18 protein-coding genes are annotated in these 16,542 nt (G+C 39.6%); 10 read left to right on the top strand and 8 right to left on the bottom strand.

The window, feature by feature from the left end; translation table 11 throughout:
• The first annotated feature begins 191 nt into the window (after positions 1-191).
• Both VB732_RS27120 and VB732_RS27115 read left to right on the top strand, forming a co-directional pair.
• Complete coding sequence (locus VB732_RS27120) at positions 192-1,232, top strand: serine/threonine-protein kinase (protein WP_323233977.1); 1,041 nt, start codon at positions 192-194, stop codon at positions 1,230-1,232.
• A 1-nt stretch (position 1,233) separates the two neighbouring features.
• Positions 1,234-1,404, top strand: coding sequence for a hypothetical protein (locus VB732_RS27115; RefSeq protein ID WP_323233976.1), 171 nt, complete (start codon positions 1,234-1,236; stop codon positions 1,402-1,404).
• Here VB732_RS27115 and VB732_RS27110 read toward each other — a convergent pair.
• Entirely contained in the window at positions 1,382-3,145 is a 1,764-nt protein-coding gene (locus VB732_RS27110; RefSeq protein ID WP_323233975.1) for a WD40 repeat domain-containing protein, read from the bottom strand. The genes VB732_RS27115 and VB732_RS27110 overlap by 23 nt on opposite strands.
• A gap of 412 nt (positions 3,146-3,557) precedes the next feature.
• Complete coding sequence (locus tag VB732_RS27105; protein ID WP_323233974.1) at positions 3,558-3,953, bottom strand: hypothetical protein; 396 nt, start codon at positions 3,951-3,953, stop codon at positions 3,558-3,560.
• A gap of 321 nt (positions 3,954-4,274) precedes the next feature.
• Here VB732_RS27105 and VB732_RS27100 point away from each other — a divergent pair, with 321 nt between their 5' ends.
• A complete protein-coding gene (locus tag VB732_RS27100) occupies positions 4,275-5,258 on the top strand; it encodes a dienelactone hydrolase (protein WP_323233973.1) in 984 nt (327 codons plus the stop codon).
• Between the two features lie 11 nt (positions 5,259-5,269).
• Complete coding sequence (locus VB732_RS27095; RefSeq protein WP_323233972.1) at positions 5,270-5,947, top strand: SDR family oxidoreductase; 678 nt, start codon at positions 5,270-5,272, stop codon at positions 5,945-5,947.
• A 2-nt stretch (positions 5,948-5,949) separates the two neighbouring features.
• Here the strand turns inward: VB732_RS27095 and VB732_RS27090 are convergent, their stop codons facing one another.
• The 5 genes from VB732_RS27090 to VB732_RS27070 all read right to left on the bottom strand — a co-directional run bounded on the left by VB732_RS27090 (position 5,950) and on the right by VB732_RS27070 (position 10,721).
• The gene (locus VB732_RS27090; protein ID WP_323233971.1) at positions 5,950-7,002 is read right to left on the bottom strand and encodes an aromatic ring-hydroxylating dioxygenase subunit alpha; all 1,053 of its coding nucleotides are present in this window, start codon (positions 7,000-7,002) and stop codon (positions 5,950-5,952) included.
• 183 nt (positions 7,003-7,185) lie between these two features.
• Positions 7,186-7,623, bottom strand: coding sequence for a secondary thiamine-phosphate synthase enzyme YjbQ (locus VB732_RS27085; RefSeq protein ID WP_323233970.1), 438 nt, complete (start codon positions 7,621-7,623; stop codon positions 7,186-7,188).
• Positions 7,624-7,910: 287 nt separating this feature from the next.
• Positions 7,911-9,077 carry a pyridoxal phosphate-dependent aminotransferase gene (locus tag VB732_RS27080; protein WP_323233969.1) on the bottom strand — a complete coding sequence of 389 codons (1,167 nt, stop codon included), beginning with the start codon at positions 9,075-9,077 and terminating at the stop codon, positions 7,911-7,913.
• 232 nt (positions 9,078-9,309) lie between these two features.
• Positions 9,310-9,528 carry a hypothetical protein gene (locus VB732_RS27075; protein WP_323233968.1) on the bottom strand — a complete coding sequence of 73 codons (219 nt, stop codon included), beginning with the start codon at positions 9,526-9,528 and terminating at the stop codon, positions 9,310-9,312.
• A 170-nt stretch (positions 9,529-9,698) separates the two neighbouring features.
• Complete coding sequence (locus VB732_RS27070; RefSeq protein ID WP_323233967.1) at positions 9,699-10,721, bottom strand: tetratricopeptide repeat protein; 1,023 nt, start codon at positions 10,719-10,721, stop codon at positions 9,699-9,701.
• A 749-nt stretch (positions 10,722-11,470) separates the two neighbouring features.
• On the opposite strand from VB732_RS27070, the gene bchB reads away from it, so the two are divergent.
• From bchB to VB732_RS27045, 5 genes are all read left to right on the top strand, one after another.
• Complete coding sequence (gene bchB, locus VB732_RS27065) at positions 11,471-12,997, top strand: ferredoxin:protochlorophyllide reductase (ATP-dependent) subunit B (RefSeq protein ID WP_323233966.1); 1,527 nt, start codon at positions 11,471-11,473, stop codon at positions 12,995-12,997.
• Positions 12,998-13,157: 160 nt separating this feature from the next.
• Positions 13,158-13,544: a hypothetical protein gene (locus tag VB732_RS27060; RefSeq protein ID WP_323233965.1), complete on the top strand. Its 387-nt coding sequence runs from the start codon at positions 13,158-13,160 to the stop codon at positions 13,542-13,544.
• A 16-nt stretch (positions 13,545-13,560) separates the two neighbouring features.
• Positions 13,561-13,917 carry a hypothetical protein gene (locus tag VB732_RS27055; protein ID WP_323233964.1) on the top strand — a complete coding sequence of 119 codons (357 nt, stop codon included), beginning with the start codon at positions 13,561-13,563 and terminating at the stop codon, positions 13,915-13,917.
• A 246-nt stretch (positions 13,918-14,163) separates the two neighbouring features.
• Positions 14,164-15,081 (top strand): DUF5677 domain-containing protein, encoded by a 918-nt coding sequence (locus VB732_RS27050; RefSeq protein ID WP_323233963.1) that lies wholly within the window; start codon positions 14,164-14,166, stop codon positions 15,079-15,081.
• 40 nt (positions 15,082-15,121) lie between these two features.
• Positions 15,122-15,463 carry a type II toxin-antitoxin system prevent-host-death family antitoxin gene (locus VB732_RS27045; protein WP_323233962.1) on the top strand — a complete coding sequence of 114 codons (342 nt, stop codon included), beginning with the start codon at positions 15,122-15,124 and terminating at the stop codon, positions 15,461-15,463.
• 88 nt (positions 15,464-15,551) lie between these two features.
• Here the strand turns inward: VB732_RS27045 and VB732_RS27040 are convergent, their stop codons facing one another.
• The gene (locus VB732_RS27040) at positions 15,552-16,139 is read right to left on the bottom strand and encodes a hypothetical protein (protein WP_323233961.1); all 588 of its coding nucleotides are present in this window, start codon (positions 16,137-16,139) and stop codon (positions 15,552-15,554) included.
• Positions 16,140-16,170: 31 nt separating this feature from the next.
• On the opposite strand from VB732_RS27040, the gene VB732_RS27035 reads away from it, so the two are divergent.
• Entirely contained in the window at positions 16,171-16,401 is a 231-nt protein-coding gene (locus tag VB732_RS27035) for a hypothetical protein (RefSeq protein ID WP_323233960.1), read from the top strand.
• The last annotated feature ends 141 nt before the right edge of the window (positions 16,402-16,542 follow it).

Genomic DNA, 16,542 nt, shown 5'->3' with positions numbered 1-16,542 from the left:
TTTAGATTGACTACTAGCACGCCAATTGTCCCACTTGGGAGATCACTTTTAAAGAAGACCGTAGTGGCTTATAAATAAACCAAGGCTGCTCAATTAAAAATTTTGAATTTTAAATCTTTCAATCCAAAATCTAAAAGTTGTTAATCTTTCTAATTGCACCTTGACAGAATCAAACTCATCTGGTGTATGTAATGGATCTTGATGTGCATAATGGAAATAAAGGCGTAATTCCTTTAAATCAATATCCAAATTTTTCCAAACAAGGCTATCAAGTTGTCAAAGAACTAGGACGCAATCGAGAAGGGGGACGCATTACTTATCTAGCGAATGTCCTCAACTCTAAGCAACAGGTGGTGATTAAAGAGTTTTGTTTTGCTCGTGCGGATGCTGATTTGTCAGGAGTGAAAGCTTATGAGCGCGAAATCAAGATTTTGCAGCAACTAAATCATTCTCGCATCCCTCGTTATTTAGATTCCTTTGAAATACCAGGGGCTTTTTATCTGGTGCAGGAATATAAAAATGCCCCATCTTTAGGCTTAAAAAGTAGTTTTAATCCAGAAGAAATTAAGCAAATTGCTTTGTCAATCTTAGAGATTTTGGTTTATCTCCAAAAGCAAATTCCGCCAATTATTCATCGGGATATTAAGCCAGAGAATATTTTGGTTGATGAGCGATTAAATGCTTATTTGGTTGATTTTGGTTTGGCTAGAGTAGAGGATGCAAAAATAGCTCTGAGCAGCTTTGTAGCAGGAACCCCAGGTTTTATGCCACCAGAAGAACAGTTTGGTCATTCCCTGACTAAGGCATCAGATTTATATAGTTTAGGAGCAACATTGATTTGCTTACTTACTAATACTCGTTCTGTTGAAATTGGGAAGTTAATTGATGATAAATATCGCTTTAATTTCCAGAAATTGGTTCCTCAAGTAAGTCCGCATTTTCGGTCATGGTTAATGAGAATGGTAGAACCGAATCGAAAACGTCGCTATGCTAATGCATCTGTTGCTTTAACAGCGCTGAAGCAAATTGAGGTGGTTGGTAGTGCTACTGAAATAGATAATTTGATTAGGAAAATCAAACCTAGAAAACTAGTAGTTGTACTGGCAATCGTTACTTTCATTGCACTGGCTGCAATGAGAGCAACTTTGATGAGTTATCAGCGTGATGGTGCAATCAATAAAATTAGCACTACGGTTCGGACAAAATCCCCTCGCCTGTGGCAACAACCTTAATTTGACCCCAAATCAACAAATGCGATCGCCAAATCAACAAATGCGAACGCCAAATCAACAAATGCGAACCCCGAATCAACAAATGCGATCGCCAAATCAACAAATGCGAACCCCGAATCAACAAATGCGATCGCCGAATGTTAAATGTTTTAACTTCGTTGCCAAATTTTAATCGTTTTATCTAAACTCCCGCTAACCAACATCTCGCCGGAAGCTGTGAAGGCTAATGCTGTAACTATGTTTCCATGACCTGTAAACGTACCCAGTAATTCCCCGGTTTGTAGATGCCATAATTTGATGGTTTTATCAGCACTACCACTAGCAATGATTTGTCCATCTGGACTTAATGCGATCGCATATACTTTATCTCTATGTCCTTTCAGAGTATGAAGTAATTCTCCAGTCTCCAATTGCCAAATTTTAATCGTTTGATCCCAGCTACCACTGACGAGCGTTTTACCATCTGCACTTATTGCTAAGGAACGAACAATGTGAGAATGACCCATAAGGGTATGCAGAGGTTCTGCGTCCTTTAAACTTTTGATCCCCGTCTGGGGTAAAGTGCGCCAAACTTTGATTTTACGGTAGCTACCTGTAACTAGAGTTTCCCCGTCTCGGCTCAAAACTAGGGAATGAGCAGCTGTATCATCTAAAGAGAGTGCGATCGCAACTTGACGTTGCATCAAATCCCAAAACAGAATTTTTCTATCATCTCCACCCGTCGCTAACATTCTGCCATCTGGAGTAAAAGCAGCACACCGCACTACGCCATTATGTTTGTGCAAAATATCTATCAAGTCTAGTGCGCCTACATGCCAAAGCTTAATTGTGGAATCTGCACCGCAACTTACTAAAGTCTGTCCATCTGAACTAAAAGCCAGGGAATTCACTTCATCTATCAGCCCAGACATCACCCAAGGATACTCTGATAATGTATCGATTAATTCGCCTTTGCTTAAATCCCAGAGTTTCGTTTCTCCACGACTACCACTTGCCAGTATGGGTAAGGCTCTGCCATTCTTACACAAGGAACTGAAAGCTAGGCAATTAATCCCTCTGTTGTGCCCTTGCAAAGTTTGCCAGCATTCCCAATCACCGACTACATCTTTGAGGTAATGCTCTGATGGTAGAGTTTCTATTGTATCTGCGATCGCAATCTCATTAATTACTGGCGACGGATCTTTTTTACCAATTAGTGATTCTAAATACCAACTTAACCCTCCGGCATACAACAAGCTACTCGGAGTGACATACAGTTTTGGTTCAGTAATTTCAAGTAAATTTGTTGGTAAAAAGCCTGTTATGATGCTTTGTTTTTCGTAACCTAAATTACCTGTAGATGGATAAAACAAACATAGAAAAATTAATACTTGGTGATTTCTCAAATCTTCTTGAGTAACCGACCATCTAATTTTGTCTTTCTTAATACCATTAAAACTTTCTCCATCAGCAACGTAAACTTGAACACTTAGCTGAGGATTATCTTTGAGTACATAAGAGAATTTGCTTTCGCCACACAAATTTCCCTCATCATCTAAAATCATATTTTTTAAGGTATCTTGTGACACCTTTTTGACCAATTTGCCCAAGCGTTCAGCCATTACCCGCTCAACAATATGCTCCCGTAAAAGATAATCTTGAGCTTGTTGTTGAAAGTATTTCGGAAAAGGTATCGTCCAGTCGGGAGGTTCAGGATATTCAGGTGGCGTAGGCGGCGGGTTTTTGGCAAGAACTTCTGCTTGTTGGCGAGAAAGTTCTTGCAGTCTGGCCAATGGTTCGCCCCAAAAAGCCATCATTTCAGTGTGACAACCCTTGACTTGACTTTCTAATAAAGATAAGTCATAAGTTTTAGGTTTCTTCACACGTTGAAGGAAGTCAGTTTGTTGAGCTTTAAGTAAGCTAATCCAATCCATCTACATTCCTACGGCAAACTATTGCATACCTACGGTAAGCTATACCAATGCAATTACTCAAGTTTATAACCTTAGTTAATTAAAAATTCAGTAATGTTAGTAGTCTAATAAAACACAGCTATTGGAATATATTTCCGGGAAAGATAAAGATGGATAGCACTTAGACATTTCATTAACTGATGCAGTTGAAGTATATAGAATTCAATGATGTCAGTCAATTCTAACGGAGATGGTGAAAAAGATACTGTTTCTCAGGAAACACTTCTAGCTGCAAAGGAAAGTTTAATGTAAGAGAGATTTTAAAGGTTGCGGCAACGTTAAGTCAACCAATACCTCTATTACGCTGACCTAGTAACGATGATTCTCAGGTATATCATCTGAAATTGGCATAAATGGTGAAGATTAGCTAATTTTAACCTTTGCGTTTTGGTTGTCTGGGCATAGTACTTACATCAGAGGAGTCGCCAAAAGTATCCCTTGCCTCAATCTGTTTAATTTTCATTTGCAAATTCAAGTCATCACTACTAACAATCGTTTCTAAATTCGCTAATCTCCGTTCTAAGAGTTCTATTTGCTGCTGTTGCAAATAGTTAGTTTTTGATTTTTGCTCATCAGAACGCCAAACAGCGACTGTACCAACTGCTGCACCACCAATAGCAACTAAAGGAAGAATAGCACCGCTTCTAGTAACGGCTGACAGTGGGACGCAAACTCCAAGAATGGCGACTGTAATCACCCAGATTCTGGTGGTGGCAGATAATCTGACATCTTGGTATTGTTCTAGATTTGGTTGAGATTTTTTAGCCATAAGTTTATCCCAAGAAAAGTTATTTGCTACATTGGCACAATTGCTTACCAAAATACTTCCTACAATTGGGTTAAGTATAATTGCTAAAGTTTAATTACCCCCCTTAATCCCCCCTTGTAAAGGGGGGAAACCGGAAAATCTTGTTCCCTCCCCTTTGCAAGGGGAGGGTTAGGGTGGGGTAAAACCGACGCAAAAACTAGGTGAGTAAACTACTTCAGACTTGTGTATACACCGTAGCCTTTTTAAGGGGGTTAGGGGAGATCGACAAATGCTTAAAATTACAGCCAACCACTTTTCAAACAACCTCTTAGGAAGAACCAGATGACAGTTCGGGCTTTTTTCCAAGCTGCTAAAATCGAGGGTTTCCAGTCTCCTTACGATACCATTCACCTCAAAATTCTCTATCCAGTACAAATGTCGAGGCGTAAGGTACAAACAAATAGGGAAATTTTGCCAGTTGATTTAGAAAAAGCACCTTTTCCAGTAGTGATTTTCTTCAACGGGTTTAACTGTGATGCTCAACAATATCAATGGTTGGCGGTTAAACTCGCTGAACGTGGATTAGTGGTGATTCTCTTTAACTGGATTGCAGAAGCCATACCAGGAATAATTAGTCTGACTCCAGGGGTTGATTTTGAAAAGGAAAAACCAACAATTTACCGTACTGTTCCCACTGCATCGGCTTTGCCAACCCTGCTAGCAAAAGTGGAACAGTTACAGTCTGAGGGTATTTTAGCTGGAATGCTTGATCTACAGAGAATAATTTTAGGTGGACACTCCGCAGGTGGTAGAGTAGCGATCGAAAACGCCGATCCTCATTTTTTCCCTCAAGTGGCAGCATCTTTTGGTTATGGTTTGCACACTATGGGAACGTTACTATTGGGGTACGAAGCAGGTACTATTCTACCTTTACCAGACTCTCTACCACTTCTACTGATGGGAGGAACCTGTGATGGAGTGATTGCTAAGAGCAGCGATCGCTATGGTATAAATCCTGGAAATGCTACCACCTCAGTTATCCGTACATTCCAAGAAGCGATTACTGGAGGACGAAATGATAGCTATCTGATGCTTTTGGATGGAGCAAATCACTTTTCGATAGTTGATCAGCTAGACTCTACCCTAGATACACCCTTGCTGGACTTTCCTGCCACCCAACCCCAAGAAAGCTTTCGTCTGCTGATGGGTGAAGTCATTAGCTTGTTTATTGATACTCATGTTCGCCACCAAGCAGAAGCATCGCAGTTGCTTGAGCAATTATTAAATACTGCCAATCCTTTGATAAAATCCTTTGAGCGCAAGTAGTTAGGTTTATTATGACAAGTGCATCTTACATTTTTCTGGCTGGAGCAAGTCGCGGTGTTGGTCGAGAAATCGCTCAATATCTCACAGCGCAACAGCTAAAGGTTAAAGCACTCCTGAGAACAACAGCAGTTGCTACTGAACTAGAAAAAATCGGTATTCAGGTAGTTCAGGGAGATGCCTTAAATGTAGAGGATGTAGAACGCGCAATGTTGACAGATGAACCTATCCATACCGTTATTAGTACCATTGGCGGTTTACCATCAGACACAGAAAGACCGGATTACCCTGGGAATAAAAATCTGATCGATGCAGCAGTTAAAGCTGGAGTGCAAAAGTTTATTCTTGTATCTTCCATTGGTGCTGGCAATAGTGTTGTTGCTGCATCACCCCAAGTTTTAGCCGTACTAGGAAAAGTTTTAGCTGAAAAAGAGAAAGCTGAACAACACTTAATTGCCAGTGGACTTACCTATACAATCATTCGCCCAGGTGGACTAAAGTCAGAACCAGCAACGGGTAATGGCGTTTTGACTGAAGATCCTCGGATTATTGGTAGCATCAATCGCGCAGATGTGGCGCAATTAGTTGGTCGCTGTTTAAATAGCGATCGCACCAATAACAAAATTTTGTCAGCAGTAGACCGAAATATGCTATTTGCACAAACAGAATTTGCAGAATTTAATTTGGATTAATTTTAAGCACGCCAGCGAAGTACTTGATCCTTGACAGGGTTCACAAATTCTCTGTTTTCAGCGACAGACCGGGCATACTCCCGCTTTAACTGGTAGTACCACTGCGCCTGCATATCTGAATCCTTAATCAGTCGCAGCACAGGATTATATTTGAGACCAATTTGCTGCTTTTCTACAACCGTTCGGTCTTGACCAATGAAAGTCCGGGCTAAAAGATGCAGCAGTGGCTTGAAAAATCCCACCCAAGGAAGTGTCCAGTAAAGAGCAAAAGTTACCTCAGTTTCTGTATCTGAAATGGGTGTAACTGCCGTTAAATTAACAACTCGATGCTTACCAATTGTGGTTTCTTCTATTCTCACTCCAGGTAAACGGAAACAAATCTCTGTTTCTGGTCTACCACCGCCAATCAACCAGTATAATCGACCTCCATTATCTGGTAATTGATGTCGTCGCATGGTGAAGCCGTAGGGTGAAGCATCAAATTGCTTTACTTCTTCGTGTAGTTGTTCATTTCGCCACCACCAAGCACGATGAACATAAGGTGAATGGGCAGGGTCCATCAAACCCACTACTGCATGATCTATAAAACAAGGGAATTTTACCACTTCTACGAACTGGTGAGAGCGATCGCCAAACCCTGGAATCACCGGAATCTCCATCTCAGAAGCAGGTTTAGGATTATCGGGATCAGCCATATATATCCAGATATTCCCTTGAGCTTCCCGGATTTCGTAGGATTGAACATCAAAGCGGCTCAAATCCATCTGTTGCTCCTCAACAAGTGATGGAATTGCAGTGCAACGTCCAGCCGGGTTAAAGCGCCAACCGTGATAGCAGCATTCCACTTCTTGCCCATCGAATCGACCACAACTCAAAGGTACGGCACGATGAGGACAAATATCTCTCATAGCCGAGACTTTGCCATCTTGCCCTCGGACTAGCAGCACCGGTTCACCCAAAAAAATGCGGCTGATCATCATACCTGGCTTGATCTGATTACTAGGCAGAGCATAGTACCAGGTATTACGTAATACGAAGTTATCGTTATTTTTCATCACTAATTGCCTCTGCCTTTGACACAACAAGATTTCTGGTTTGTGGAAAGGAAGGTTATACTTAGAAACATTCTTTCAGGTTTTTAATTGCTGTAAGTAAATTCAACTGATGCAGTTGTTAGTCGTTTTTGTAATTTTCTCAGATTTGGGTTGTCATGGAAGGATTACAGACATAAAGTTGCATTATTCGCCCGAAATTTGGACAAATACTGTTCTTTTGCGCGGCCCATCCAACTCAAAAAACAATACAGATTGCCAGGTTCCCAAAGCTAATTTACCATCCACAACGGGAATTATCTCACTAGTGGTCAGCATCATTGCCATTAAGTGAGAGTGAGCATTAATCGGCTCATCTTCTGGAACATCTCTTAAATGCAAGTCATTATGCAAATAACTATCTGATTCCGGTGCTAATTTTTGCAAGAATACTTTTATATCTTCTAATAATCTGACTTCATTTTCATTAATAGATAAGGCTGTTGTTGTATGTCGAGAAAATACTAAAACTTGTCCATTTTTAATTGATGTTGAATTTAGAAAATCTTGAATTTGTGGTGTTATATTATGAATATTAATTTTTGGTTTAGTTTCAATTTCAACTACTTTGTTAATAATCGGCATCTGTTCAATTTGTTAAGGTTAAATTTTAAAGAACCACAGAGGCGCAGAGAACACAGAGAGAATAAAGAAAGAAATACTTAACTGAACTCTATTACCCTATAAGTTTAATATCAACTCCTAACTCTTAAGAGTTTTTTTAAAAGTATTTGGCTGTGATTTTAGGCACTTATTGATCCCCCCTAACCCCCTTTTTTAAGAGAATCAAAGTCCTCCTTTTTAAGGAGGATTTAGGAGGATCTAGAACTTTTTAATACCGACAAGAGGGCTTTTAAAACATCCTCGAACTCCTAACTCCTAACTATAGTTTCCAAGCCTCGCACTAATCTTTCTATACCTTCTTTTGCTGTCTCTTTTTGCAACGCCCCATAACCAACGCGCAGGTAGCATCCGTTATCCATGCCAAAGGTTGTACCTGGAATAACTGCTACTTTATGTTGCTGAATTAGTTTTTTAACTAACTCAAAAGCATCCATTTGGGTATCAACTTTAAGGAAAAAATAGAATGCGCCATTGGCGGGTGTAATGCTACATAAACCTTTTAGGCGGTTAAGGGAATCGATTACTAGTTGCCGAACTTGAGCGATCGCACCTATATTACTCTGTAAATACTCCGTTTTTGCTTGCAATGCTCCTAAAGCTGCGTATTGGGAAATTACTGGCGGACAAATCAAAATTGTATCCTGGACTTTTTTGATGGTAAGAAATAAGTGTTTCGGAATAACCATGTAGCCAATGCGCCAACTAGCAAACCCGTATGCTTTAGAAAAGCTAAATAGAGAAATGGTGTGTTTGGAACTCCCAAATGCAGCAGGAGAAACGTGTTTTACTCCGTTATAGGTAAAGTATTCATAAGCTTCATCGCTGATGTGATAAATGCCGCGAGTCTCACAAATTTGATTTACTTGGCGCAATGCTGCTTCTGGATAAACCACTCCAGTGGGATTATTTGGCGAATTTGTGACTACAGCCCTTGTTTTGGGAGTAATTGCTTGAGCGATCGCTTCTGGGCGAAGTTGGTAATTTTCATCTGTCGCCACTAATACTACACGACAACCAGCCATTGCGATCGCCATTTCGTGGTTGAAATAATAAGGCGTATTCAGAATAATTTCATCGCCTGGGTTAGTGATCGCAAGAATGGCATTCATAAATCCCATATTGCTCCCTGCTGTCACAACGATACAGTTTTGCTCATTGATTTCAATGCCGTTGAATGCTTGCAATTTTCCAGCAAGTGCTGTCAATAACGGGGGAATTCCCTCAACTGATTTGTATAAATTATTAGTGGGTTCAGCTAAAAATTTGGATAAAAATTCTAAGGCTTCCGGTGGTGGGTTGTAATGAACAACACCCTGTCCTAAAGAGATTGTTCCAGGAGAGTTTTTAATCAGTTCCCAAACCACAGGAATAATCGGCGACTGTACACTCTGCATACGAGAGGTTAGGGATTCCATATTTCCTTGGTTATGTATTGAGAATGGGGAATTGGGAATTGGGAATTGGGAAACCTACGGGTTTCAAACGTGGGATTGTTACAAGGACACCGATTTAAGAGCGCTGCGCGTCTCGAAAAACATCTTTTTTCAGATGGGATTTTAACCCATAACTAAAGTTTCTATCACTATTCCCTGTTCCCAATTCTCTATTCCCAATAATAATTAACCAGATTTACGATTACTCAAAAATTTAGTCAATCGAAATCTGTTGAGGCCCACTTGCTTTACCATTATGTGCATCTGTTGTGTTGCTGGTATAATTATTTGAGCGGGTCTGTTGATCCAGCCAGGTTTTAACAGGATCGTCTGCAAGGTTGAGCCGAAGCACACCAGAGAATAACCCACCTACAAATGAGGCTGGATGCTGGATAAATTCTCTGAATATAGGTGACAGTTCACTAATGAACATAAAAAGACTCCTGGCGATGCCATAAAAAATTATTACTTCTTAATTGATCGTAACCTGTTGATTAGTATATGGTCGGCGGTAGTGAAGTTGCGAACTTTTTGAGCTTCAACTCGAACAAAAAATTCCCGACTTCTTTAAGAAATCGGGAATCTGAGCATGCTGCATCTAAACTAGAGAGAATCTATAAACTGTTGTACTTTTTCCAGGAGTGGCTGGTGTTCAATTTGCTCTGCTAAGTCTTGAGCATTCTGGTAGCACGATCGCGCCATTTTCCTGCGTTTCGTGGTGGCGTAAAGGGTTCCCATATTTAGTAAAGTTGAAATTTCTCCCAGACTATCGCCCAATTGTTGATAAATCACAATGGCTTGCTTGTAGAACTTCATTGCTTGGCGATGCTGTGCCAGGGTGCTATAGGTAAAACCAATGTTGTGAAGGGTTGTAGCAACGCCTGCGCGATCGTTAATTTCCCGACGTGTCAAAAGAACCTGATAGTAGAGCAATAATGCTTGTTTCGGTTTTCCTAAATCACTGTAGATTGAGGCAATATTATTCAATGTGGTTGCTTCACCAAGCACATTCTTGACGGCTCGTTGAATGGGAAGTGCTGCTTGAAAAAATTCTAGTGCTTCTTCAAACTTGCCTAAGACATTGTAAGCAAACCCAATACCATTAAGGGTTGTAGCCTCACCAGAAAAGTCACCTAACAGTCGCCGCATCCGCAAAATTTGGTGTTGTAGCAACAGCGCCCGTTTTGGTTCTCCTAAACGGGTATAAATTAGCGCTACATCATTAAGAGTAGAGACTTCACTTTGAGTATCTTGCGATCGCCTAAAGATTGGCAGTGCTTTGTCAAAATATTCCAACGCTTGCGAAAAGCGTCCAAGACGGCTGTAGGTAGAACCCAGATTGCTCAGTGCAGTCCCCTCTGCTGGCACGTTGCCAATTTCAATAGCAACCGAAAGCGCCTGATGAAAATGCTCTAATGCTCTTTGAGGTTGCCAGCAACTGAGGTGAGCCAAACCGATATCGTTTAATGTATGACCTTCTCTGGCCCGATCTCGAATTTCTCTAGCCAGGTGTAAATTCTGGGTTGCAAGATCGAGTGATTCTTGAAACTTACCGCGCTGGTAGTAGCGGTTTGCTTCATCACGACGTTGTTCCCACTCTTTGACTTGATTTAAAGGTTGCGTCATCTGACCTCAGTTGCTTTCTGCGATAAGTAGGCAGGACATCTCTTAGGAATGAACCTCTCTTAGGTTTCCCAAATTTTAACCTTAATCTTCTATCTTTAGATATAAGACTTAAATAGATAAGTATGATATTGTTCCGTATTTATAGGAATATTTTTGAAGCAATTAATACAAATACTCCAATAGGGGCTTGCATCTGTGTGCCCCTATGCCTTGTAAATAGCTATATTCCAAGTAATTGAAAAGCTGAGATTGCCGACTTCCTTAAAGAGCCAGCAAATTTGTTGTCCGGTGCTGGCAGGTAGTTCTAGAGTCCAGGCAATCTTCCTAAAGGAATACTTTTCTGCCTAAGTCCCACGAAAGTCGCCCACCCCCGATTTATTTTAGGATTGAAGAGGATCGCGCAATATTTTGATTTTGCATCCTCTGTAAAGATTTGTGTACATCATAGTTTTGCTTTTTTAAGGGAAGTTAACACTCCGCCCCACATTGAAAACAAATTTGCCGAAAAATTAAGATTTATTTAACTAAAACAACAGCCATGTTGTTAAATTTAGAAGCTAGATCCCAATCAGTAAGCAGGTTTGAGGGATGCTTACTCCTATGCATTCTAGATAAAACCCTTACAACTCTTCACTTCATCAGGGATACAACTTTTGAGACAATCAGAAACGATTTAATAATAATCAAGCACTTATAGTCCACTCTTATCGGACTCCGTGTTATTTCTATTGAAAAGGGAGAACACAAACATGAAATTGGCTTACTGGATGTATGCAGGCCCAGCCCACATCGGTACTCTGCGAATCGCTAGCTCTTTTAAAAATGTCCATGCGATCATGCACGCCCCCATTGGCGATGACTACTTTAACGTCATGCGCTCCATGCTATCGCGCGAGAGGGATTTTACTCCGGTAACAACCAGTGTCGTTGACCGCAACGTTTTAGCACGCGGCTCCCAAGAGAAGGTGGTAGATAACATCGTCCGCAAGGATGCTGAGGAACACCCAGATTTGATTGTGTTAACTCCCACCTGCACCTCCAGCATTTTGCAAGAGGATTTGCACAACTTTGTCGAACGGGCGCAACTGGAAGCAAAAGGAGATGTAATGCTAGCGGATGTGAACCATTACCGTTACAACGAACTCCAAGCCGCCGATCGCACTTTGGATCAAATCGTCCAATACTATATTGAAAAAGCCCGGAAGCGGGGCGAATTGGCGCAGGGCAAAACTGCGAAACCCTCGGTTAACATCATCGGTACTACCACCCTTGGTTTCCACAACAATCACGACTGCACCGAACTCAAACGGTTAATGGCTGACTTGGGTATTGAGGTAAATACCTTAATTCCTGAAGGTGCTTCGGTAAATGACTTGAAAAAGATGTCCCAAGCCTGGTTTAACCTCGTGCCTTACCGCGAACTCGGTTTAACCACCGCTCGTTACCTGGAAGAACAATTTGGCACACCTTATATAGACATTACTCCAATGGGCGTAGTGGAAACTGCCCGTTGTATTCGCAAGATTCAGCAGGTTATTAACGCTCAAGGTGCAGAAGTTGACTATGAAAACTTCATCAATGAGCAAACCTTGCATGTATCTCAGGCTGCTTGGTTCTCCCGTTCAATTGACTGTCAAAACTTGACTGGCAAAAAAGCTGTGGTTTTTGGTGACAATACTCACGCCGCCGCCATTACCAAAATTCTGGCGCGAGAAATGGGGATTCATGTTGTTTGGGCTGGAACCTACTGTAAATATGATGCAGACTGGTTCCGCGAACAGGTTAGCGAGTATTGCGATGAAGTGCTAATTTCCGAAGATCATGGTGCAATTGGGGATGCGATCGCTCGCGTTGAACCCTCTGCCATTTTCGGAACCCAAATGGAACGCCACGTTGGTAAGCGCTTAGATATTCCCTGCGGCGTAATTGCTGCACCAATCCACGTCCAAAACTTCCCCATTGGTTACAAACCATTTATGGGTTACGAAGGCACAAATCAGATTACAGATTTGATCTACAATTCCTTCACTTTGGGAATGGAAGATCACCTATTAGAAATCTTCGGTGGTCATGATACCAAGGAAGTAATTACTAGAGGAATTTCTGCTGATTCTGATTTGAATTGGACAAAAGATGGTCAAGCAGAATTGAATAAGATTCCTGGATTTGTTCGCGGGAAAGTGAAGCGTAATACTGAGAAATTTGCCCGCGATCGCGGTTTCAAAGAAATCAACGCTGAGGTATTGTACGCCGCCAAGGAAGCTGTTGGAGCTTAGTTTAGCGATTAATCGAGAAGATTAAGGGGTAAGGAGTTATGTATACTCTTTACCCTATTTTTTTGCTTTAGTGATATAAATTAAATTATGAGATATCATATATTTAATATTAATTTTTATATATTTCTTTCAATAACTATTTAAAATAACTAAATTAAATATGAATGATGATAAAGCGGCATTGTTTGCGGCACTATGTCAGGCTGGTATTAATCACAGTCCAGAAAAAGTTGTGCGGATTGCCAAGCAAGCCGATGGCAAAATCGTATTTTTAGAGCAGGGAAAAGCTGGTAGAAAAGGTAGCGGATTATTACACATCTTAAAGGAACATCAAGATGATTTTGCCAGACGCGGAATCTCTCAGAATGAAATCCCTGATGCTGTTATGGCTGCTGTGACAAGAGGAAAGTTTCTTGGTTATCAAGGAACGATAGAACCTCGCCGAGAAATCTATGAAGTAATTTTTAATGGACAAACACAATACATAGCAGTGAGTGTGGGCGATAATGGTTATATAGTCGGAGCTAATCCCGCCTCGTTACCATAATTTCACCTGAATAGCTATGGCAGTAAAGATTAAACTAATGGCTGATTATGGGTGCGACCCTTTATGGTGGGCAGATGCTGATAAGGTTGGTAATATCGATCCAGCAAAACTGCCCCTCAGTCAAGAAACCATTAGCCATCTGAGAAAATGGGCGGCTGATTATAATGCAACATTAAATTGGCAAGATCCTGCTAACTCACCAGATTTGAGTGCAGAGGCTGAAGTGGCTTTTGAAGAAGAAGGAATTAGTCTTTGGAAGGTATTGCAAACAGAACTTGCACCTAATTATCAAGTTGTTTATTTCAGTGAGCCATTAGGCAAAATTTTAACTCATCCTAGTGAATTAGAAGTTTTACGTCCTATTCAGCAATGATTTGACGTAACTGAATATAAATCTAGCGCAGCATCAATAAATTGAATTGCGATTGCAGTTTCAAAGAAATCAACGCTGAGGTGTTGTACGCCGCTAAAGAAGCTGTTGGAGCTTAGTTTAGAGTTTAATTGATAAGATTGAGGGGTGAGAAGTTATGTATAATCTTTACCAAAATCTTTTTTCTTTTAATTATGAAATATGAGAAAGATTAAATTTAACTAACGAACATTTACCAAAGTAATAACTATGAATTACTCAGAACTATTAGAAATTTTTAAGTCATCTCTGAATCTAACTAATCAAGTTTTTAATTTTTTGAATAAGACTTATGAAAAATTAGATGATAAAAATAAATTAAGGCATCATATTTTATGTAGAATGAAGTCTACCAGCACAACTATTTTTCGCATTTTAAATCAAAATATTGACAATCCAAATCTTGTTGATTTTTCATCGGTAGCAATTTTAACAAGAAGCATAATTGAGTCTTACAAAACGTTTTATTATTTAACATCTGCTGATATTAATGAGTCCGAGTTTCAATTTAGATTTCTCATGTTTGAAATACATGATATTTTGGAAAGACAAGAAATGATTAGGCGATTAAAAGCGACTGACTTAAAACAGGTAAGAGAACAAACGGACTTAAAAGAGCTAGGAGAACAATTATATGAATTAAAAAACAAAATTAATAAAAATGAATATTATAAACAAATAGAATTACAAAATGAAAAATATAAAAATCTTCTTAAGGATGGAAAATGTAAAGATTTATTTTCCGAGGATTTCGATAAAGCTGTGATCAAGGCTAATGGATGCTTCATAAACCATTATGATGTACTTTTAAGCAGATTAGTAAAAATTAATTCTGTATGTGAGCAGGATAAAGAAAAGATTAATAAAAGATACAGCTTTTTATATAAGTATCTCTCCAATTTTGTCCATATAAGTCCCTATTCCATTTCTCAACCTTCAAATCCTATTTCAATAGATGATCTAGAAAAAATTATTCTTACTATTACATTTTATTTGAATATTGCAAATGAAGACATATTAGATGAGTTTCCAGAGCTAGAAGAAGAGATACAAGTGCAAACAAATTACCCTGATATTTTTAAAGGATTAGAGAAATTTATTCAATTTTTGAGATGTGAGATAAACTAATCTTGGCTTAAAGTGAAAGATATAAGGATAATCTGTTGTTTTGACATTAGATGAAGAAAAGCCAATAGCGATCGCGCCTCCAACCAGCCAAGCTATTATCTACTGTAAAGCCTACAGCATTAGGAAATTTCCCACCATGTCCAAGCAGACAAACTTGACTGATGCTCGTAACAACTTAGCCGAACTCTGCAATCAAGTAGTTGCAGATAGAGAAGTGGTAATTATCACGCGACAAGAAGGCGAAAACGTCGCCCTAATTGCTGTTGATGAACTAGATAGTTTACTAGAAACATCTCATTTACTTCGTTCACCTAAAAATGCAGTCCGTCTGTTAACTGCTTTGGAAAGAGCAAAAGCTAGAACTTTAAAACGTAACTCATAGCCCCTATCTTTCAAAATAGGCTTTTTTGTCCAGCGTTGAATTAGGTATGCTTTACAAATGATTTGAGTTGCTTTTACTACACTCTTTGCTATTTAATTTCTTTGTGTGTAGTTCTGTTTATAGAATAGCTGCTTCCCCTAAAGCTCAATTTATAGGTTACTGGTGGTGTAATTGTTCCAGCCGATTGGGCATTAGGATCAGCGCGAACAAAATAAGTACATCCCCTAAAGCTCAATTTATGGGTTACTAATGGTACGGTTAATTCATTTGATTTAGCATCAAGATCAGCACGATAGGAAGCCCCACGGTAGATTAAATTATAATCTGGTTCAGATTTGGCAACTGGCTGTTGTGGATATTGTATTTCCCTGTTAACTACCTTGCTTGTGTAGTATTCGTAGCTTGTATTGATAAGAATAAAAATTAATAGTAGAAGTAAAATCTGCCAAGGAGCTAACATTAAACCCAAAATCAGGCTGATAGCTGCAAACACAGCTACTAAATGTGAGATTTCATTATTACTTTTTTTTAATAAAAAATAGCCAGTGATGAAACAAGCACACGGTATACTCAAAAAGTATAAAGCCATATTTCCTACATTCGCAACTAAAAGCAAAGGGTTTATAAGCAGATTGAAATTATTTGAAAAGTTGTTGTCTATTTTACCTCCAATCAAAATTTGAAGTTACCGTGCTACTTGGGTAAAAGTGTTACGTCAAGTTATCTGTATTAGTCTTGTTTGCGAAAGAAAAATTAATAGCCTTGCCTATCTCAAACCTTTGTTAGCCCACCTTTGGAGTGAGGTTTTTATCTTGATTCATCAGAGATGCCACACCCTAAACATGAGGCGTGGTAGTAGGTGGATGCTGAGTGTAAAGTTTTTGTTGAACGTAAATGAAGATGTTACCCTATGGCGATCGCTGCTGCAACCCCTCTAGCGATCGCATTCCTTTACGCAAAGATTTACTGATAAATTAAAATTAAAATCGAACAAATATCACAATACAAAATTATTACTTTGGGGATCCAATAGGCAGAATAACCCACTAGAGACTTAACCGATGTGCCTTCCATGACGA

This window comes from Nostoc sp. UHCC 0252 (assembly GCF_034931145.1).
Taxonomy (GTDB): domain Bacteria; phylum Cyanobacteriota; class Cyanobacteriia; order Cyanobacteriales; family Nostocaceae; genus Nostoc.
This window is presented reverse-complemented; position numbering and strand designations above follow the sequence as displayed.

Excerpts from the sequence above, each read along its gene's own strand:
- VB732_RS27110 (WP_323233975.1), bottom strand. The coding sequence starts at position 3,145 with ATGGATTGGATTAGCTTACTTAAAGCTCAACAAACTGACTTCCTTCAA.
- VB732_RS27105 (WP_323233974.1), bottom strand. The coding sequence starts at position 3,953 with ATGGCTAAAAAATCTCAACCAAATCTAGAACAATACCAAGATGTCAGA.
- VB732_RS27090 (WP_323233971.1), bottom strand. The coding sequence starts at position 7,002 with ATGAAAAATAACGATAACTTCGTATTACGTAATACCTGGTACTATGCT.
- VB732_RS27120 (WP_323233977.1), top strand. The coding sequence starts at position 192 with ATGGATCTTGATGTGCATAATGGAAATAAAGGCGTAATTCCTTTAAAT.
- VB732_RS27050 (WP_323233963.1), top strand. The coding sequence starts at position 14,164 with ATGAATTACTCAGAACTATTAGAAATTTTTAAGTCATCTCTGAATCTA.
- VB732_RS27060 (WP_323233965.1), top strand. The coding sequence starts at position 13,158 with ATGAATGATGATAAAGCGGCATTGTTTGCGGCACTATGTCAGGCTGGT.
- VB732_RS27070 (WP_323233967.1), bottom strand. The coding sequence starts at position 10,721 with ATGACGCAACCTTTAAATCAAGTCAAAGAGTGGGAACAACGTCGTGAT.
- VB732_RS27075 (WP_323233968.1), bottom strand. The coding sequence starts at position 9,528 with ATGTTCATTAGTGAACTGTCACCTATATTCAGAGAATTTATCCAGCAT.
- VB732_RS27095 (WP_323233972.1), top strand. The coding sequence starts at position 5,270 with ATGACAAGTGCATCTTACATTTTTCTGGCTGGAGCAAGTCGCGGTGTT.
- VB732_RS27055 (WP_323233964.1), top strand. The coding sequence starts at position 13,561 with ATGGCAGTAAAGATTAAACTAATGGCTGATTATGGGTGCGACCCTTTA.
- bchB (WP_323233966.1), top strand. The coding sequence starts at position 11,471 with ATGAAATTGGCTTACTGGATGTATGCAGGCCCAGCCCACATCGGTACT.
- VB732_RS27080 (WP_323233969.1), bottom strand. The coding sequence starts at position 9,077 with ATGGAATCCCTAACCTCTCGTATGCAGAGTGTACAGTCGCCGATTATT.
- VB732_RS27100 (WP_323233973.1), top strand. The coding sequence starts at position 4,275 with ATGACAGTTCGGGCTTTTTTCCAAGCTGCTAAAATCGAGGGTTTCCAG.
- VB732_RS27085 (WP_323233970.1), bottom strand. The coding sequence starts at position 7,623 with ATGCCGATTATTAACAAAGTAGTTGAAATTGAAACTAAACCAAAAATT.